Genomic DNA, 18,486 nt, shown 5'->3' with positions numbered 1-18,486 from the left:
GCCGGATGGGGACTAGGTCAGCACCTCTAGGGTACCGTGATTGCCATCTAGGCGGGCTCGTTGACCCACCGGCAGCACGGCATTCACTCCATCATGTCCGAAGGGTAAATCGGAAACCACCGGTATCCCTAAATCCGCCAGGCGATCGCGCAGCACCGATTCCACCGTAAAGCTCGCAATCCCCTCTGGAGCCTCACAGCGGCTAAACCGGCCTAGGGCAATTCCCCTGACCTGCTGGAGCCTGCCGCTGGTTCGCCAATGGGTCAGCATGCGATCAATTCGGTAGGGCGCTTCCCCCACATCCTCAAGGGCCAAAATCACATTGGAAAGATCTGGCATCCAAGGCGTTCCCAATAGATGGGTGGCCACCGTTAAGTTACAGGGCAGCAGGAGACCCTCGGCAATACCGCCGCCCCATCCCAAACCTGTCAAGGGAGGTAGGGGCCGACCGGCGAGCAATGTCCAGAGTCGATGCAAGGCCCAGTCCGGTTCCTGGCCCAAGGTGGTGAGCACAGGACCGTGAACCCCAGCGAGGCCCTGGCACGCATAGCTCCAGAGCAAGCTGGTCACATCGGAAAAGCCCAGGATCCACTTGGGTGGATCCTGGGGGGGCCACTGCCACTGCTCCAGAAGGCGCGTTCCGCCATACCCCCCGCGGCCGCACAGGATTCCGCGTATGTCTGGCTGCCGCAACCCCTGATCAAGGGCGGCTCGCCGCTGCGCGTCCGTGCCGGCTAAATACCCCCAGCGCTGATCGTACTCAGCCGAGAGCACCACTCGGTATCCCTGCGATCGCCAGAGGTCAACGCCTTGGTTAAAGCGATCGTGCTCACGCAGGGCCCCGCTGGGCAGGATGACCCACAGGGAATCCCCAGGCTGCAGGGGGGGGGGAAGCTGACAAGGTTGCATAAAACGCGGAGCTGATAAGTATAGGAAGACTTGCAGGAAAGCCTCGCTATTTTAGACCTTATCTAGAACTTAAAAGTTTAGAACTTAAAGGTGGTGCGAATCACGGGAATCACGATATCCGTATTGGCGCTGTTATGTTCGGGGTTGATGAGATAAATTACCCCAGGGGTAATGTGGATATTTTTATTCACGGGAAACTTGTATCCCGCCTCAACATGATAGGTGGTTCCCCCTTGTCCCGTGCCGGCCAGGGCACCATTAAAGTCCACATTGTCAGCACTGATGATCTTTGGAGGCTGACCGAAAATCACAAACCCAAGGGCCCCCTCCATGCCGAGATCTGGAAACTGCGCAGAGACAGCCCAGTTGAGTAGATCCGCCGATTCGTTGTTGGCAGCATCGGCAGTGCGGGCAAAGGTGTAGCCCACCCATCCAGAAAGGTTCAAAAAGTCAGCGGGTTGGAAGGTTGCTTGAAATCCCAGGTGATCGGCCTCTGTATCTTCGGTATTGGAGAAGGGGCGGCGAGTTGAGCGATCGCCAAAAATGGGGGTACTGCCGCCAGTGCTGCTGGTCACATCGACGTTGCCCGCCTCATCAAAGCTCTTAACATAGGTAAAGGCAAATTTTCCCTGCTTAAATGGCTGCACCATCAACTGGGCCAGGGCTGCGTAGCTGCCAAATAAAAGTCCTCCGCGCGAAGCGCCGGCCGGGGGATTGGGATCATCGCCCACCTCACTCACGGCATTTTGGGGTTCATCGGCCAGGTAGCCCAGGGTCAGTCCCACCACATCGTTGATTTTCCAGTTAAGGGTGGCTCCCGCACCGCCACCGCCTTGGCGATAGATGGAGTTAAAGCGACCAAATCGAGACAGGGCGCCGCTGCTGCTGCTGGCCAGGTAAGGATTAATGGTGTCGATGTTATCTTGAAATTCACCGGCATTGGCATCAATCTTGAGCTGGAGGTTTTTTAGGGGCTTGAATTGATAATTTAATTCATCTAGCTGAAACTGATTGTCGTTGGTGCCCCCGAATCCCAGGCGGGCCATACGGGTGCCGGTGGCATCCTCTAAATTCGGAATTGTGCGAGCTTGGAGGCGCACCCGCAGGCGATCGGTGCCAGAAAAGCTGGTATCAAAGGTCAATCGTGTCCGGTTGGCAAAAAAGATCCGATCTTGCCCCGGCTCGGGATTTGGGCCATTGGCCGAAGCGTTGTTTTCGTCGCCAGTGTATCCCACTCCCAACACCACCTCTCCAGTCAGCTTGGTGAGGGTTGAAAACTGTTGAGCCTCCAGGGTGGAAGTTCTAGCTTCTAGTCCGTCTACGCGCCCCCGCAGGGTTGCCAGCTCCATGGCAAATTCTTCCTGAAGCGCCCGTAACTGCTCCAAATCTTCTGAGGTGGCAAACTGGTCGCTAATGTTGTCTAAGCAAGCATTTACCAGAGCCGCTAGCTCATACCGGGAGGCAGCACGATTTCCGCGAAAGCTGCCATCGGGATAACCCGCCACGCATCCATAGCGCTCTACGAGGGATTGCACTGCCTGGAATGCCCAGTCGGTGGGTTGAACATCTGAAAGCTGGTTCACCGAGGTTACCTGACCCATCTCCCTGGGGCGATCGCCCTGTAACTGGACCAAGGGTTGCCAGAGCCCATCAGCTTCGGCGGGGGCCGCCTGGGCTGGCGCTGGAATCATTCCCAGCAGGGACCCAGCCGCGATCGCACTGACGCAGGCTGCAGACCTGGGGGATGGAAAAAATATTGATATGGCCATAACCTTAAACCGTTAGCTCCTCACAGAAAAAGTCCACAAAAGTCCATTCATCAAAATCGCCCTGAGCCTGAAATCTGGCTCAGCGCTCAGGACGTCGCTGAGATTAACTCTTAGCTAGTTGAGAAACTATCCTAGGATAGGATGGTGTCTTATGCAAATCTCTCTCAATAGCTTGGTAGAGGTTTAGCTCTAATGATAGTTATTATCAAATAATTCAAGTCAAACGGAGCGCGGTGTGTTTTAACAGGCCCGGAAGTTTCTTAGGATGGAACGGAAGTTCCCATAGGATTTACCATGAGCACCGATCGTCTGACAGAACAAGAACTCAAGGCCCATTTGACTAAGCTAGAGGACTGGAGTTTGCACGATGGAAAACTCAAGAAAACCTTTCAGTTCCCAGATTTTCTGCGATCTTTTGGATTTATGAGCAGCATGGCCCTAGTTTCTGAGGCCATGGGACATCACCCCGAATGGTTTAATGTCTACAACCGGGTCGAGGTCACCCTGGTAACCCATGATGCAGGAGGCCTCACCATGAAGGATATCAACTGGGCGGAAAAAGCCGACCAGATGGCCCGTTAAACTTGATTAGGGCTGGTAAGTGGCCTGTAAAACGCACCAGTCGCCCCGATGCTTGCTTTGATTGACCTGCCAGCCCTGAGCCTCTAAGGCTATGGCGACGGTCTGGGCCTGCCGCTGCAGAATCCCACTAAAAATGGCCCAGCTTTGGGGTTGAACCAAGGATGTCATCTCTGGAATTAGTCTCAAGATGACCTCTGCAAGGATGTTGCAACAAAGGCCATCCACAGGAGTTCGATTGGCGGCCACGAGTTCAGGAACACTCCCCAACTGCACCGAAAACTGCTGGGGGCTCAGGTGGTTTAATCGGCGGCAGGCCTTTGCGGCCTCTACGGCAAGGGGGTCGGTATCTACGCCGAAGACCTGTTTGGCGCCCAATAGCAGGGCGGCAATGGCTAAAATCCCAGTGCCGCATCCAATGTCCGCCACTCGCTCTTGCCTCCCTTCATGATCTGCGCTGCGGTACTGTTCTTCCAGGGCTTCCAAGCACAGTTGCGTCGTGGCATGGGTGCCGGTGCCAAAGGCCATCCCCGGATCAAGACGGATCAGCAGTCGCTCGGAATGCGGCGGTTCGGGCAGCCATTGGGGATGAATCAAAAACCGTTCACCCACCGGTTGAGTGTGCCAGTAGTCTTTCCAACTGTTGGCCCAGTCCTCCTGCATCACGATGCTCCAGCGGACCGGTGCGGGTGGCAATCCCAGGGCTTGGATGGTTTGGTTCAGTTCCTGGGCGATCGCTTGAATGTCGGCTTCCTGGACCTGAACCCGAGGAAGATACCCACAAATCACGGGGCGACCGTCTCGATGAAAGCTGGCGGTGCCCAGGCATCCTGCGGCCTGCAATTCCCAAAAAATAAGGTCTTCAAGGGTACTCTCTTCAAAGGCACTATCTTCCAGGGCTCGGCTGCCCTGGATCTCAATTTCCCACCATTGATCCTTCACAATTTTTGGCTTGATGAGACCGCACGGCCTTCAATAAAGGTTATCTGTCAATCCCAGACTGGCTTGCCGGGGTCACTAGCCGATCTGGGATTGCGCGAGCCCCAAAACCCGGTTTGTAATGAGGCTCAAGGCTTAGAGGCGCCCTAATCCTTTGCTTTGCTGGACTACAGAGAAACCATATAGGCATCGCGGATTCCTGGTGCCTGAGTAATTTCATCAATGACACCCTCGGGAAGGGGGTCATCAATGCTGAGCACCATTACCGCGTCTCCGCGCACTAACTTGCGTCCCACCTGCATACTGGCAATGTTGACGTTGAATTTCCCAAGGGTAGAGCCAATTTGCCCAATAATCCCCGGCATGTCGCGGTGCAGGGTTAAAAGCATGTGTTGGGTAGGAATCACGCTGATGGGAAAGTCATCAATGCTGGTAATGCGCATTTCCTTATCCGCCAGCAGTGCTCCATTGACCGATCGAGATTCAGAGGCCCCCTTCGCCACCAGGCGAATTGAGCCAGCATAATCGCGAACATCCGAGTCCTTGGTTTCAATAATCCGAATTCCGCGCTCCTTAGCCTCAATGGCCGCGTTTACAAAGTTAACGCGTTCCCGGAGTGCCGGAGTCAGTAACCCCTTTAATGCGGCAATGACAATGGGCTTGCTATCGGTCTTGGCCAGCTCCCCTTGCAGGCGAACATCCAGGGATTCGATCCGTCCCCCGGCCAGCTGACCCACCAAATTCCCAAGGGTTTCCGCCAACATCAAGTAGGGCTTCAGTTTCTCTAGCACCTCAGGCTTCAAGCCAGGAATATTCACTGCTGAGCGGGCGGGCAACCCCAACAAGACATCTCGAATTTGCTCTGCCACATCAATGGCCACATTCACCTGGGCTTCCTCCGTGGAGGCGCCCAGATGCGGTGTCAGGATGAGGTTTTCCTCCACCTCAAACAAATCTGATTCCTTGAGCGGCTCGTTGGCAAATACGTCAAGGGCTGCACCGGCAATTTTGCCTGCCTTTAAGGCCTCGGCCAGTGCGGATTCATCCACAATTCCGCCCCGCGCGCAGTTGATGATCCGAGCCGTTGGCTTCATTCTTGCCAGGGTTTCGGCGTTGATTAAATTGGTGGTTTCGGGGGTTTTGGGCAGGTGCAGGGTAATGTAATCCGACTCCGAAAACAACAGGTCCAAATCCACCAGGCGACAGCCGAGCTGGTCAGCCCGCTCCTGGGATAGAAAGGGGTCGTAGGCCAGAATCTTCATGCCCATAGCCTGAGCAACGTTGGCTACATGGGATCCGATTTTTCCCAGGCCAACAATGCCTAGATTTTTTTTGTAGACCTCCACGCCGGTGAATTTTTTACGATCCCAATGCCCGGCCTTCAGAGACTGGTTAGCCTGGGGAACATGGCGAGAGAGCGACATCATCAGGGCGATCGCATGTTCTGCTGCTGCAATGGTATTGCCCTCGGGGGAGTTGACCACCACGATCCCCTTTCGGGTGGCGGTGGGGACATCGACGTTATCCACGCCAACTCCGGCTCGCCCAATAATTTTCAGATTGGTCCCGGCCTCAATGACCTCCTGGGTAACTTGAGTCCCAGAGCGAATCATGAGCGCGTCGTATTCTGGAATAATCCGCAGCAACTCCTCTGGTGATAGCTTCGGGCGCTCATCAACCTGAGCAACTTGACCCAGTAAATCAATACCTGCTTGATCAATGGGATCAGAAACAAGAACCTTTGGCATGGTAGTAGATGGTAGCGAATGAGTTGTGCGAAGAAGATTGGGGCAATCCGAATCGTCGGGATGAACTACAAACAGATTAACTGGGTTTGGGGGGGCAGATCCCCTCAGGCGTGCGGTCGAACAGGTGTCCAGCCGTTGCAACCTCTTGCCCAGATGCTGGCTTTCCTTCAGAAGAGCCTTGGAGAAATCCAGCACCAATCCATTTGACGGTCCACCATTTTATCAAACGGACGGGAATTCCTAAAAGATCAGGGGCTGAAGTCGTCGAAATTCTTGGTTTGCTTCCATTGCGCTGGGGTATCCCCGCTCCTGGCCAAGGGATTCCTCCCTATCCTCGCCTGGTAATTTCATAGCTGAGGTGATCGTAGGCCAGTTCTGCATTGGGGAAAATTGCCCGGGCTTCGCTCAGGAGATCCTCGAGATGAATTGCGTTTCCAGGTGCGTAGCGCGGACTAAAGTGGGTCAAGAATAAGGACTGTGCCGAGGCCATCAGAGCCACTTGGGCTGCCATGGTAGAGGTGGAATGGAGGCGTTCGTACGCCAGGTCTGCATCGTGATGAGAGAAGGTTGATTCGTGAACCAGCACATCGACATTCTGGGCAAGGTTGACTGCAGCCTCGCAAAAAATGGTGTCGGTACAGTAGGCAAATTTCCGACCGACGATATTGGGACCACAGAGGTCTGAGCCATTAATGGTTCTGCCATCGGGAAGCTCTACCAGTTCTCCCCGCTTGAGGCGACCATAGATCGGGCCGGAGGGAATGCCCAACTTTTTTGCCCGCTGCACATCAAAGTGGCCGGTGCGGTCCTTTTCGGCAATGCGGTAGCCAAAGGTGGTGACTCGATGATCAAGGCGATCGCAGGAAACCGTAAAATCCGTATCCTGCAGCACCAGACCTGGGGCAACGGTATAGACCTGAATCGGGTAAGAAAAGTGGGTTTGGGAATATTTGCGACAGTGGTGCAGGTAGGCCTCCAGTCCGGGGGGGCCGTAGAGGTCAATCCCTTGCGTGTTTCCCGCAAGGCCACAGCTGGCCAGCAGCCCCATCAAGCCGAAAATATGGTCGCCATGCATATGGGTGATAAAAATGCGCGTGATCTGGCTGATCTTTAAATCGCTGCGCAGGAGCTGATGCTGGGTTCCCTCGCCACAGTCAAAGAGCCAAACTTCCGCGCGCTGGGGAAGCCGGAGGGCAACGCTGGAGACATTTCGCGATCGCGTGGGAACGCCAGAACTGGTGCCCAAAAATGTAATTTGCAAACCTACCTTCTCCTCAATCTTGCGTCCCTTTCGTTACTATATCCACCCAGGGGAATGCTCCGACATCGATCCCCCCTGAATCAATCTTTCCTGAATCGAGCTTCCCTGAGCGAGGCCCCGGTTGCGGGGGGCAACTTTTCTGCTTCCCTGGCGTCAAGGTGAGCGACCCAGTGATCTTTCGTCAGCTCGCCTTACCGCGATCGCCCTCCCCTAAAGATTTATCCCGAGGCAGCAGAGAAATGCTGTAAACTCTCATCAAATTTACTTCGATAAACTTGCCTCGATAAACTTGCTTCGATTTTTTCCTGGGGGTGAATCCTAGATTTGCTCCTATTCACATCCTCAAAGCCTAGCTGTTCTGTCCTATGACCTCTCAAACTGCTTTTCGTTGGTTTAGTGCCTCGACTGGTGCCCTGCGAGCCTTGCATCCGGCACGGGGCTCGTTTCCAAAGCTGCTGTTGGGAAGCATGGCCCTGCTGTTTCTGGGGGGCTCTCCCAGTTTAGCCCGAGAGGTTAGGGTGGCGATTCAGCAAAACGCTCAGTCCTTAACGGTGGGCAGTTCCACCCCGGCCAAGGTGTTGGATGGCACTGGACAGGTTCTTGGAACAATTAAGGGCCTGGAGGCTCTTCAGGCAGAGGCGGTGACCGGTGCTGTCAACCTGGCGGGAAAACGAGCCTGGCAGCTGGTGATTGTGCCCGAGGATGAGTCGGGATTAGTGTTTATCGGCGATCGCTGGTATCGCGGTCAGGCACGGCTGATCCGCACCTCAGATGGATTTGTCGCGGTGAATCAGGTGGACCTGGAGGACTATCTTGCCAGCGTGATTGGCAAGGAAATGTACGTGTCCTGGCCCTTGGAAGCGTTGAAGGCTCAGGCCGTTGCCTCTCGCTCCTACGCCATCTTCAAGATGCAAAAGCCCAAGAGTTCGCTGTTTGATCTGCTGAGCACCACCACCTCCCAGGTTTACGCCGGGATAGAAAGCGAGGCCCCCAGCACCCTTGAGGCCACCGCCCAAACGCGGGGGCAGGTGTTGACCTACCAGGGTAAGGTGATAGAGGCGGTGTTTCATTCCGCCTCTGGTGGCCACACCGAAAACTCTGAATATGTTTGGTCTAGCGCCGTTCCTTATTTGAAAGGTGTGCCAGATTTTGATCAAGAGGCTCCCGTCTTCCGATGGACCGCCAACTTTACCGCCGCCCAAATGCGTCAGCGCCTTCCCGGTGTGGGTAACGTCCGCGCCTTGGTGCCCATCCAATCCTCACCCACCGGACGTCTCAAGCAGGTTAAAATCGTTGGCGATGCTGGCTCCCAGGTGTTAAGTGGGACCCAACTGCGCAAAGCCCTGGGACTGAAAAGCACCCTCATTGAAGTGCAGCCCCAGTTTGGCCTAGTGGCCGGACAGGCCACCACCGTCCTCCCAACGCAGTTCCAAATCTCGGGACGCGGCTATGGCCACGGAATTGGCATGAGTCAGTGGGGAGCGCACGGCATGGCTCAACAGGGCAAAACCTATCAGGACATCGTTCAGTACTACTATCGAGGCACGCAGATCGTCACCCAGCCCTAGGGTTCAGTGCCTTAAGGTTCAGTTCCTGGGGACCCATGGCATTGAGCTTGCCACTCACCCTCAACGGGGCACCCTCAGGCATGGGGTGACTTCAGAGCCTCCACCACTGAAAGCACCACCTCATCGGGCACTTGATCGATCAAGGTGACCTGGCCAATGGCCCTGGGAAGCACAAATCGGACAGCCCCATCCTTGACCTTCTTATCAGAGCGCAGTAGCGAGAGGACTCGTTGACTGTCAAAATCCTGCGGCAGCTGGGTGGGAAGGCCACATTTTTGGATAAGCCGGTGCTGGCGATCGCAGCAGTCCTGGGACCACATCTGAAGGGCGACGGCGATTCTCCCCGCCGCAATCATCCCCAATCCCACCGCCTCGCCGTGGTTAAAAAGACGATAGCGAGTCATACTCTCGATGGTATGTCCAAGGGTATGGCCATAGTTGAGAATGGCCCGCAGCCCCGCTTCTTTCTCATCCTGGGTGACTACCTTTGCCTTGGCCGCACAGGATCGCTTCAGCAGGTCTGAGAGCAGCGAAGGCGGCACGTAGCGTAGCTGATCCAGACGCGGTGAGGCTTCCAAGGCTTGAAAGAGCTGCTCATCCCAGATGACTCCATATTTAATCACCTCCGCCATGGCTGCGCGGAACTCGCGTCCAGGAAGGGTTTGCAGGGTTTCTGGATCAATTAAAACCAGCATGGGTTGATGAAAAGCGCCAATGAGATTCTTTCCCTGAGGATGGTTGACACCGGTTTTGCCCCCAATGGCGGCGTCCACCATGGCCAGGAGCGAGGTGGGAACCTGGACCACTGAAATCCCTCGCAGCCATGTGGCCGCGGCAAAACCGGTCATATCGCCGATGACACCCCCTCCCAAGGCAAGAAGCGTTGAGGATCGCTCCAGCCGATGGGCCAGAGCACAGTCATAGATTTTTTGAATTGTCTTCAGGGTTTTATAGCGCTCCCCGGCGGGCAGAATACAGGAGAGGACCTCGTAGCCAGCCGCCTCTAAGGACCCCTGGAGGCGATCGCCGTAATGCTTCCAAATCTGGGGATTCGACACCACTAGAATTTTTTGCCCCAGGGTCTTGCGCAGCAGGTGGGAATTGCGCAGGTGTTGTCCTATTTCAGCGATGCCCTGCTCCTGAATCAAAATTTTGTAGGGCTGTTGCGGAAGAGGAACCGGAATTTCAGTCGCTGGCATCGTCAATTTGTCGAAAGTAAAGGACGTACAGAAAGAGTGATCAGAATCAAGAGTCATCAGAAAGAGTGATAGAAAGCACTCCCCTCCTTCACTACGATACTGGTTGTTTTCCCTTCCCACACGTCTCATTTGGAGTCATCGGTCCATTGCGCCGCCGCCCCCCCCCCTTGGCTCCCTCTACCCCTAGCCCAATCCACAGCGATCGCAGTGGCCACAGGGAAGTCTTGCCTCAAACCCAAAGGTCTGGAGGATAAACTGCCAGCGGCACTGACGGGTTTGGATGAAGCGGCGCATACTTTGGACCTCGCCCTCATCCTTGGAGAATCCCGCAGGCCCTTTTCCCGTGGGCCTGATCCGATAGTCTAGGGGGCCAGTCCAGATCACCTGGCCCAGACTGTGGAGCAAGGAAAGGGCCATTTCCGCTTGGGGATAGATCTCGGTCAGGGCCGGGATATGTCCTGACTGAGGCAGACGCTTTGCTAAACGAAGCGCGTGGCGGTAGTGATCCTGACGTTCCTGATGGAAATATTGACGCTGCTGGCGGTCATAGGGGTCAAGCCACCCCGTGGGCTCACTCACCAACATCCAGGCCTGGGCGGGCTGGGCGTCGCGCCCGGCGCGGCCAATCTCCTGCAAATATTCGCTCAAGCTCAGGGGAGGATGAAAGTGGCAAACCCAGCGCACATCGGGCTTATTGATTCCCATTCCAAAGGCCGAGGTGCAGATCACAAATTGGGTCTGCCCTGTGAGCCACTGCTGCTCAATCCGGCGACGAGTCTGGGCACTGAGACCGGCGTGGTAAGCCAGGCAGGGACAGCCTTGCCCGGTTAGCCATTGAGTCAACTCCTCGCCTTCACGGCGACTGCGGATATAAACCAGGCCCGAGGTTTCTCCCTGTGCGCGAATGAAATTCAAGAGCCGCTGCCTGCGGCTGCGATCTGACCAGGCAATTGAGATTTTTAAGGCTAAATTCGGTCGATAGGGGCTCTCTCGCACAATTCGGGGCGATCGCAGTCCCAATACCCGCTGAATTTCTTGTGCGGTTCCTGGATCTGCAGTTGCGGTAAATGCTCCGATTCCAAAGGAGGCCTTGGGCAAGGCGGGTCTGATGCTTCCCAACCGGCGATAAATGGGACGAAAGGTTGTTCCCCATTGCAAAAGACAATGGGCTTCATCAATGATGAGCAGGCTAATCTGGTTTGCCCAAGTGGGTAGTCGCGGCCAGAAGGATTGGCTCAGCAAGGTTTCTGGGGCCAGATATAGTAGCTTTAGCTGCCGCGCTTCGATCCGACGGATACAGTCTTGCCGATCTTGCTTTGAAATCTGGCTGTGCAGCAGCGCCGCCGGAATTTGTCGCTCACGCAGCTCGGCGACCTGATTCTCCATGAGCGACACCAAGGGCGATACCACAAGGGTCAGGCCGGCATGCAGGAGCGCTGGCACCTGGAAACAAATAGACTTCCCTGCACCCGTTGGCAAGATCACGAGCATATCGCGTCCTTGGGATAGGTCAGTCACAATAGCCTCTTGGGGAGGGCGGAAGCTATCATATCCCCAGTATTGCCGCAGCACTGCGATGGCTCTATCCGACGTCGGACGGTGCGTCATGAGTGGAAACTTTCAGCGCAGGAGTACGGTCTTTAGGAATACTTATCGCTGACTTTTTGAGGACAATAGGAAAGTGCCCTGAATGTTTTTACCTTTGTGGGTCAGATCTTCCCCCTCATCAAGATTTTGTGCCGAGGTTTTCCAAACCGTTGCCCCCACCGCCCCCTATCCGTTTTAGGGGTTGATCTCATCCCTGGATAAACACCATTCCTGATCCAACACTACTGAATCTACATCACCCGCGTTATGGTTCATACAACATCATCAGTTCATCGGTCCGCCCTGCGCACGGTTCTCATCTTAGCCGGCCTCCTCGGCAGCTGGGGCATAGTGGAATCCTTAGCGCTCAAGCCCTGGAGCACCGAGCCTTCCTATGCCCAGATTCGTCCCGCGGATACAAACTTTATCGCCCAAGCCGTGGAACAAGTGGGACCTGCGGTGGTGCGCATTAACGCAGCGCGGACGGTACAGACCCAGGTGCCCTCGATTTTTCGAGACCCGTTTTTCCGCCAGTTTTTTGGTTTAAATATTCCAGACTCACGCCCGCGAGTTGAGCAGGGGACCGGTTCAGGATTTATCCTGAGTCGAGACGGCATGATCTTAACCAACGCCCATGTGGTGGATAAGGCCAACCAGGTGACCGTGGTTCTCAAAGATGGGCGGAACCTGGAAGGCCGAGTCATGGGCCAAGATCCCTTGACCGATGTGGCCGTGATTAAGGTTGATGCCTCTAATCTGCCCACGGTGCAGTTTGGGGACTCCGAGGCCCTCAGACCCGGCGAATGGGCGATCGCCATTGGAAACCCCCTGGGCCTGGACAACACCGTGACGGCGGGAATTATTAGCGCCACGGGACGAACCAGCGGCGATATTGGCGTCACAGATAAGCGCGTTGGCTTCATTCAAACCGATGCCGCCATCAATCCTGGGAATTCCGGCGGTCCCCTGCTCAATCAATATGGTCAGGTGATTGGCATGAATACGGCCATCATTGGGGGGGCTCAGGGGTTAGGGTTTGCCATTCCCATCAACACGGCCCGCCGCATCGCGACCCAGATTATTCAAACGGGCCGAGTGGAGCATCCCTACTTGGGAATTCGAATGGCCACCCTCAGTCCCGAGCTGAAGCAAAGACTCAATCAAGACCGCAGCTCCCGCCTTCGCGTCCAAGATGAGACCGGCGTTTTGGTGTTTGAAGTGCTGCCCAACTCTCCCGCTGCCCGCGCAGGTATGCAGCCGGGAGACGTGATCAAAAAGATCAATGATCAAACCATTACCAAGGCCAATCAGGTTCAGCAACAGGTTGATCAAACGCCCATCGGTAGCACCCTCCGCCTAGAAGTCCGACGGGCCAATCAAACCGGATCAATCACCGTGAGAACGGCTGCCCTTCCCACCCAGGGATAGGTTTAGTCCTAGAAAACAAGGGATGCTTCCTGAAAATAATTTTATTTGGCAAGATTATATTCTTTGAGCAAGATCAGAAGAGACATTGAGGTTCTTCAGGGCTGAAGATAGATCTAGGAAATGAAATAGCCCCATTTCCTAAGCCAGACCCCTACTTTTTCCTCAGGTCTCTTGAGAGTTTTCATCGCAGAGTCTTAAGAAGCCACGAGAAGGTAGAATCTGGTACATACACCCGATGTAGGATATAGCTGTTGTCGCTTGTTGTTAGCGCTCAACAGCTTTTTTATGCCGATGGGAGCGCTTCTGGAAATGCCATAATTGAAGTGCATTCCGCCCAGTCGGGGTTTGAGTCGCTAAGTCACCGTGATTGAGTTTAAGTGCACGCCCTACGGAGTTGGACATAGGTCCGAAGGCGTTTGTTTGCTCATGGAAGTGGGAGCCTCTCGCTTCCTGCTCGATTGCGGTTTAAAAGATGCCTTTTCCCTATTGTTAGCCCTCCAAAAAATTCGCGATGCTCACTCGACTGGCCTGCCCCTAGACTTTATTATCTGCTCCCATGCCCACTGGGATCATGTGCAAAGTTTGTATCAGTTAAATCAGGTCTATCCCAAGATTCCCATTTACCTGACGGAGGCCACCGCGCACTTGCTGACGCTTCACTGGCCGGAACAAAACCTGACCCAACTGCAAGCGGCGTTTTGCATTGTTCCCTGGAAATTAACCCTTGAGGTTACGCCCGAGTTGTCCCTGGCGTTTCTGCCTGCAGGACATTTTCCCGGCGCTGCGGCAGCCTTTCTGACCTACCGGTCTGCCCTGGCCGGGGAAAGTGCCGCAAATGCCACGGCTTCGCTGCTTTACACTGGCGATAGCTGCCTGGCCAATACGCGAATGACCGATGCGCTACCGCTGCAGATCTATCGCACCTTCACCCCCGATATTTTAATTGTGTCCGGATGCCTGGGAACCGATTCCTACCCGAATCGGCGGCGTCAAGAGGCTCAGTTGCTCCAGCATATCAATACCGCCCTAGAGGATGGGCAATCCCTGCTCATTCCAAGGGTGCAGATGGGGATGATGCCGGAGTTGATTATGCTCTTGCGAACCCATCCCCAATTCGTGGGTAAAGATATTGACATCTGGATCCATGAAGCTGTGGCCCAAGAGTGCGATCACTATTTAAAAATTTTGCACCTGCTGCCCAAGCCTGTTAGTAACTTAGCCACCACCCAGCCCCTATTTTTCGACGAACAACGGTGTCCCAGATTGCGACGCTTCAGCGAGGCTTGCCTGGAACATCTGCTTCACGCCCCCGCCATTGTGCTGACCCCAGCGAAGGTGAATTTAGCACCCATGCTTGAGCGTGCTGAGGGGCTTTGGAATTTGCTGATCCTCGATCAACCCTGGCAGGAGGACTCGCTCTTGTCAGGGGAGGACCAGGCTACCCCGGAGGTCATGCTAGATGCCCGACTCGGCCCTAGGGGGGTAGCGCAACAGCTGCGACATTGGTTGGCCTCTGACCGGCTGAGGATGACCCCCTTTGTCTTAACCCAACATTCCGACCTGTCGGGAACGCTGCAGCTGATTCACAATCTCAAACCCCAACATGTGGTGTTTATTCATGGTTCTCCCGCTAAATTAGAGGACTTAACCAACTTAGATGGGTTGATCAATCGCTATCATCTACATCTTCCCTATCCGGATAAGCCCTTTGAACTTCTGCTTGGGCAAGATAAAATTCAGCTCGATCTCCAATCGTCAGAGCGTCAGCCCGATCAAGTGCTCCCCATTCCTGTGGAAATCCAGGATCAATCCGGAGAGATTTTTCTCAAGCTTCCCCAGACCCTGCGCGGAGACCCACACTGGGACAGGTTTACTGAAACGGGCCTGATGAGGGCTACTTGGCAGGGAGAAGATCTGTTACTTCAGCCCGTCTCCCAACAGAATCTGTTGGAGTTGCGACGACAACGGGTGAAGCAGCCTGGGGACTGCTGTTCTAACTGTCAGTTCTATCAAAATCAGCATTGTGCTAGCCCAGCCTCGCCATTAAGCGGTTTGGCGGTTGACCCCACGGGCCTTTGCCCGCAATATCAACCCTCGCCTGGAAATTCCTCGGCACGATAGCACTGGATCCAGGAATTCATTCAGGGGGCCTATTCTGCATTTGTGTCCGGTGAAGGGTTGGGAAAGCGCTCTACCTCTGGACAATCCTCTGAGACGAGTGGCTCAATATTCCCCCGCGGCACAGCGGCCAGCTTCCGCTGGATGGAGCCAATGCTCTCTAAGCGAATCATTTCTTCCCAGGCACAGAGCTCATCTTCTTCATCAGATTCATAGCGAACGGTGACCAAATCGCCCTCAATGTCCGTAATTTTGGCACGCTCTATCCATCGCTGCTGGTCCCTTAAAAATAGGCACACTTCCTGACCATCGCTGTAGAGCTGATAAATCTTGCGATGTAACATTGACGGATTCTCCCATGAAGTGTAAAAACAACTGCGACTGATGCAGTTTATTTTGCCCCGCTGTGCAATCACTGGCTACTCTAATCTAACGTAATTCAAATCCCTAGACGGTTTGAGTTTTGACAGTTTACCCGAAAGCGGTCCCTATTCAAAGGTCACCACGCTGCGAATGGATTCGCCCCGATGCATCAGGTCAAAGGCCTGATTAATCTCGTTGAGGGGAAAGCTATGGGTCACCAGGGGGTCGATCTCAATTTTTCCATTCATGTACCAATCCACAAGCTTTGGAACGTCCGTGCGCCCCTTGGCTCCGCCAAAGGCCGACCCCTTCCAGACCCGTCCGGTCACCAGCTGAAAGGGGCGAGTGCGAATCTCTTGACCGGCACCTGCCACGCCAATAATGATGCTCTCCCCCCAACCCTTGTGGCAGCATTCGAGGGCCTGACGCATGACCTCAACGTTGCCAATGCATTCAAAACTATAATCGGCACCGCCTTGGGTCAGCTCTACTAAGTAGGGGACTAAGTCTCCTGCAACTTCCTGGGGATTGACAAAGTCTGTCATGCCTAACTGCTCCGCTAGGGGGCGCTTCTCTGGATTTAAATCTACGCCCACAATGCGATTGGCTCCCACCAGGCGCGCAGCTTGAATCACATTCAGGCCAATTCCCCCCAGTCCAAACACGACCACATTGGCGCCGGGCTCCACTTTAGCCGTGTTGATAACGGCCCCAATGCCGGTGGTAACCCCACAGCCAATCAAGCACACCTTTTCAAAGGGGGCATCTTTTCGGATTTTTGCCAGGGCAATTTCGGGTACAACCACGTAGTTTGCAAAGGTGGAGGTGCCCATATAGTGATGCAGCATCTCATTGCCATAGGAGAATCGGCTGGTTCCATCGGGCATGAGCCCTCGGCCCTGGGTGCCGCGGATGGCCTGACAAAGATTGGTTTTACCGCTCAAGCAGTATTCGCAGCTACGGCATTCAGGAATGTACAGGGGAATTACATGATCGCCAACGGATAAAGTCCTGACCTCAGGTCCTAGCTCAACGACGACCCCTGCTCCCTCATGGCCAAGGATGCTGGGGAACAATCCCTCAGGATCGTCTCCTGAGAGGGTGTAGGCATCGGTATGACAAACACCGGTGGCTTTAATTTCAACCAGAACTTCTCCTGCTTTGGGTCCCTCAAGCTGGACCGTTTCAATGCTCAGCGGTTTTCCAGGCTCAAAGGCAACTGCGGCTTTCACATCCATGGGGTAAGGTCAATCCAAATCAAAAACGATGGGTTTGCGATGGCGATACGGGGCTATCGAGTCCGACTTTTTGAGGGCCGTTTGGGATTAAACAGGATATTGAACAGGCTTGTAATGAGAGACAGACAGACGGATCCGACCAGGGCGGGAATGGGACCATCGATACTAAAGCCCGGGGTGACTAGAATGCTAACCCCCCAGAGGGTGAAGGCATTAATAACAAAGGAAAACAGTCCCAAGGTGATCAAGCGAATCGGAAAGGTTAAAAACGACAGGACTGGGCGAACGGTGGCGTTCGCAATGCCAAGGACAGGAGCTGCGATCGCGGCCCCTGTACCAGTTACGTCAAATCCCTCAATGACCGCTGCTGTAATCAGTAGAGCAATCGCGCCAATGAACCAGGTGACCAGGAAACGCTTCACACCATATCTTCGAAATCAAATACCAGTATTATTTCATAGCCCCCGACTCAGGAGAAGGCCGGTGTGCTGGAACTGTGCAAAAAAATTGCCGCGAGGAAACCTTCTCGACTCGCGGCAAATCAATGATTGTTGTAAAGCAGCCAGGAGTTAAAGCCGCAACGACCTTAACTGGCGAGATACTCGCGTACGTCTAGCTTTCGGCGGCGTAAATAATCCAGGGCCTGACGTTCTAGCTGGCGAACCCGCTCCCGGCTCAGGCTCAGCTGCTGCCCAACCTTGGCTAGGGACAGCTCCTTGCCGTTGTCCAATCCAAAGCGCAGGGTTAGGATCTGACGCTGCTGGTCGGTCAGACCTGCGAGTAACTCATGCACATCGGCCCGCAGGGATTCACGAGCGGTAAACTGCTCCGGGGATTGCCCCTCATCCTCCAGTAAATCGCGCAGCTCCGTATCCTGGTTGTCCCCAACCCGCAGGTCCAGGGAAATGGGCTGTCGTGCCATGGTCAGGTACTCACGAATTTGAGCGGGTTCAAGCTCAAGCTCACGAGCAATTTCACTGGGAGTCGGGCTGCGTCCAAGCTGTTGGGACAGCTCTCGCTGAGCTTTTTTGATTTTATTGAGCTTTTCAGTGATGTGAATCGGGAGCCGAATGGTCCGCGCTTGCTGGGCAATCGCCCGCGTAATCGCCTGACGGATCCACCAGTAGGCATAGGTCGAAAACTTGTAGCCCCGGGTTGGATCAAATTTTTCGACGCCACGTTCCAGGCCGAGGGTTCCTTCTTGAATTAAATCCAGCAGCTCCAGGTTGCGTTTTTGATATTTCTTGGCGACGGAAACCACCAGGCGCAGGTTTGCTTCAATCATTTTTTGCTTCGCCCGCTGCCCGCGAGACAGCACCTGACGCAGCTCAGGTTCGGAAAGACCTAGGGCCTCAGCCCATTGCTCGTCCGTGGGCTGTTCCTCTGTGGACTCTGTGATCAGCGACTCTCGAACCTCCAGTGCCTCCATCATTTTCTGGACCTGCTTACCTAAGATAATTTCCTGCTCATGGGTGAGTAGCGGGACTCGACCGATTTCATGGAGGTAGGTCCGAACCATATCGGTGGTGTTGGGGGCTGGCGTTCCTTTTTGTTTGGTTTTAGGCTTGGTCATGGGATTCGGGTGCCTCCCGGGGTGAGTCATCAATGTGAAGGTGAAAGGTGAATGGGGATTTTAAAATTTTAGGTAGGATTTGGAGAGTCAATTAATGCGAAGTCATTATGAGTTTGATCTACTCAATCATCATAGGTCAAGGGGCCTTCTCTGTCTGTAGGCCAGAAGGTTGAGATCTCCGTACTACCATGACGATTGATTATGGGT

15 protein-coding genes are annotated in these 18,486 nt (G+C 54.5%); 4 read left to right on the top strand and 11 right to left on the bottom strand.

Going from position 1 to position 18,486, the window contains the following annotated elements; all coding sequences use genetic code 11:
- Positions 1-12 precede the first annotated feature (12 nt).
- Together QQ91_RS15005 and QQ91_RS15000 are read right to left on the bottom strand one after the other, a co-directional pair.
- Positions 13-909 (bottom strand): S66 peptidase family protein, encoded by an 897-nt coding sequence (locus QQ91_RS15005; protein ID WP_166275770.1) that lies wholly within the window; start codon positions 907-909, stop codon positions 13-15.
- A 77-nt stretch (positions 910-986) separates the two neighbouring features.
- Complete coding sequence (locus QQ91_RS15000; RefSeq protein WP_166275768.1) at positions 987-2,678, bottom strand: iron uptake porin; 1,692 nt, start codon at positions 2,676-2,678, stop codon at positions 987-989.
- 294 nt (positions 2,679-2,972) lie between these two features.
- On the opposite strand from QQ91_RS15000, the gene QQ91_RS14995 reads away from it, so the two are divergent.
- Complete coding sequence (locus tag QQ91_RS14995; protein ID WP_166275766.1) at positions 2,973-3,260, top strand: 4a-hydroxytetrahydrobiopterin dehydratase; 288 nt, start codon at positions 2,973-2,975, stop codon at positions 3,258-3,260.
- Between the two features lie 6 nt (positions 3,261-3,266).
- Here the strand turns inward: QQ91_RS14995 and prmA are convergent, their stop codons facing one another.
- The 3 genes from prmA to QQ91_RS14980 all read right to left on the bottom strand — a co-directional run bounded on the left by prmA (position 3,267) and on the right by QQ91_RS14980 (position 7,205).
- A complete protein-coding gene (prmA, locus tag QQ91_RS14990) occupies positions 3,267-4,199 on the bottom strand; it encodes a 50S ribosomal protein L11 methyltransferase (RefSeq protein WP_166275764.1) in 933 nt (310 codons plus the stop codon).
- Between the two features lie 164 nt (positions 4,200-4,363).
- Entirely contained in the window at positions 4,364-5,944 is a 1,581-nt protein-coding gene (serA, locus tag QQ91_RS14985) for a phosphoglycerate dehydrogenase (protein WP_166275762.1), read from the bottom strand.
- Between the two features lie 328 nt (positions 5,945-6,272).
- On the bottom strand, positions 6,273-7,205 hold the full coding sequence (locus QQ91_RS14980) for a ribonuclease Z (RefSeq protein WP_166275760.1): 933 nt from the start codon (positions 7,203-7,205) through the stop codon (positions 6,273-6,275).
- Between the two features lie 365 nt (positions 7,206-7,570).
- On the opposite strand from QQ91_RS14980, the gene QQ91_RS14975 reads away from it, so the two are divergent.
- Complete coding sequence (locus tag QQ91_RS14975; protein WP_166275758.1) at positions 7,571-8,773, top strand: SpoIID/LytB domain-containing protein; 1,203 nt, start codon at positions 7,571-7,573, stop codon at positions 8,771-8,773.
- 74 nt (positions 8,774-8,847) lie between these two features.
- On the opposite strand, the gene aroB is transcribed toward QQ91_RS14975, so the two are convergent.
- Together aroB and QQ91_RS14965 are read right to left on the bottom strand one after the other, a co-directional pair.
- Positions 8,848-9,972: a 3-dehydroquinate synthase gene (gene aroB, locus QQ91_RS14970; protein ID WP_166275756.1), complete on the bottom strand. Its 1,125-nt coding sequence runs from the start codon at positions 9,970-9,972 to the stop codon at positions 8,848-8,850.
- A 183-nt stretch (positions 9,973-10,155) separates the two neighbouring features.
- Positions 10,156-11,580, bottom strand: a complete 1,425-nt coding sequence (locus QQ91_RS14965; protein WP_166275754.1) for a RecQ family ATP-dependent DNA helicase — start codon at positions 11,578-11,580, stop codon at positions 10,156-10,158.
- A gap of 246 nt (positions 11,581-11,826) precedes the next feature.
- On the opposite strand from QQ91_RS14965, the gene QQ91_RS14960 reads away from it, so the two are divergent.
- Together QQ91_RS14960 and QQ91_RS14955 are read left to right on the top strand one after the other, a co-directional pair.
- Positions 11,827-12,987 carry an HhoA/HhoB/HtrA family serine endopeptidase gene (locus tag QQ91_RS14960; protein WP_166275752.1) on the top strand — a complete coding sequence of 387 codons (1,161 nt, stop codon included), beginning with the start codon at positions 11,827-11,829 and terminating at the stop codon, positions 12,985-12,987.
- Positions 12,988-13,350: 363 nt separating this feature from the next.
- Positions 13,351-15,108 carry an MBL fold metallo-hydrolase gene (locus QQ91_RS14955; protein ID WP_166275750.1) on the top strand — a complete coding sequence of 586 codons (1,758 nt, stop codon included), beginning with the start codon at positions 13,351-13,353 and terminating at the stop codon, positions 15,106-15,108.
- Positions 15,109-15,137: 29 nt separating this feature from the next.
- On the opposite strand, the gene QQ91_RS14950 is transcribed toward QQ91_RS14955, so the two are convergent.
- The 4 genes from QQ91_RS14950 to QQ91_RS14935 all read right to left on the bottom strand — a co-directional run bounded on the left by QQ91_RS14950 (position 15,138) and on the right by QQ91_RS14935 (position 18,279).
- Positions 15,138-15,449 carry a DUF6679 family protein gene (locus QQ91_RS14950; protein ID WP_166275748.1) on the bottom strand — a complete coding sequence of 104 codons (312 nt, stop codon included), beginning with the start codon at positions 15,447-15,449 and terminating at the stop codon, positions 15,138-15,140.
- Between the two features lie 144 nt (positions 15,450-15,593).
- Positions 15,594-16,706 (bottom strand): S-(hydroxymethyl)glutathione dehydrogenase/class III alcohol dehydrogenase, encoded by a 1,113-nt coding sequence (locus tag QQ91_RS14945; protein WP_166275746.1) that lies wholly within the window; start codon positions 16,704-16,706, stop codon positions 15,594-15,596.
- A gap of 53 nt (positions 16,707-16,759) precedes the next feature.
- Positions 16,760-17,128, bottom strand: a complete 369-nt coding sequence (locus QQ91_RS14940) for a phage holin family protein (protein ID WP_166275744.1) — start codon at positions 17,126-17,128, stop codon at positions 16,760-16,762.
- 164 nt (positions 17,129-17,292) lie between these two features.
- Positions 17,293-18,279: an RNA polymerase sigma factor, RpoD/SigA family gene (locus QQ91_RS14935; RefSeq protein WP_166275742.1), complete on the bottom strand. Its 987-nt coding sequence runs from the start codon at positions 18,277-18,279 to the stop codon at positions 17,293-17,295.
- Positions 18,280-18,486 lie beyond the last annotated feature (207 nt).

The sequence above is a fragment of the Lyngbya confervoides BDU141951 genome (assembly GCF_000817775.3).
Classification (GTDB): Bacteria; Cyanobacteriota; Cyanobacteriia; order Thermosynechococcales; family Thermosynechococcaceae; genus Lyngbya; species Lyngbya confervoides.
This window is presented reverse-complemented; position numbering and strand designations above follow the sequence as displayed.

What these genes read in the sequence shown, in the direction of transcription:
- QQ91_RS15005 (WP_166275770.1), bottom strand. Translation starts at nt 909, where the DNA reads ATGCAACCTTGTCAGCTTCCCCCCCCCCTGCAGCCTGGGGATTCCCTG.
- QQ91_RS15000 (WP_166275768.1), bottom strand. Translation starts at nt 2,678, where the DNA reads ATGGCCATATCAATATTTTTTCCATCCCCCAGGTCTGCAGCCTGCGTC.
- QQ91_RS14995 (WP_166275766.1), top strand. Translation starts at nt 2,973, where the DNA reads ATGAGCACCGATCGTCTGACAGAACAAGAACTCAAGGCCCATTTGACT.
- serA (WP_166275762.1), bottom strand. Translation starts at nt 5,944, where the DNA reads ATGCCAAAGGTTCTTGTTTCTGATCCCATTGATCAAGCAGGTATTGAT.
- QQ91_RS14975 (WP_166275758.1), top strand. Translation starts at nt 7,571, where the DNA reads ATGACCTCTCAAACTGCTTTTCGTTGGTTTAGTGCCTCGACTGGTGCC.
- aroB (WP_166275756.1), bottom strand. Translation starts at nt 9,972, where the DNA reads ATGCCAGCGACTGAAATTCCGGTTCCTCTTCCGCAACAGCCCTACAAA.
- QQ91_RS14965 (WP_166275754.1), bottom strand. Translation starts at nt 11,580, where the DNA reads ATGACGCACCGTCCGACGTCGGATAGAGCCATCGCAGTGCTGCGGCAA.
- QQ91_RS14960 (WP_166275752.1), top strand. Translation starts at nt 11,827, where the DNA reads ATGGTTCATACAACATCATCAGTTCATCGGTCCGCCCTGCGCACGGTT.
- QQ91_RS14950 (WP_166275748.1), bottom strand. Translation starts at nt 15,449, where the DNA reads ATGTTACATCGCAAGATTTATCAGCTCTACAGCGATGGTCAGGAAGTG.
- QQ91_RS14945 (WP_166275746.1), bottom strand. Translation starts at nt 16,706, where the DNA reads ATGGATGTGAAAGCCGCAGTTGCCTTTGAGCCTGGAAAACCGCTGAGC.
- QQ91_RS14935 (WP_166275742.1), bottom strand. Translation starts at nt 18,279, where the DNA reads ATGACCAAGCCTAAAACCAAACAAAAAGGAACGCCAGCCCCCAACACC.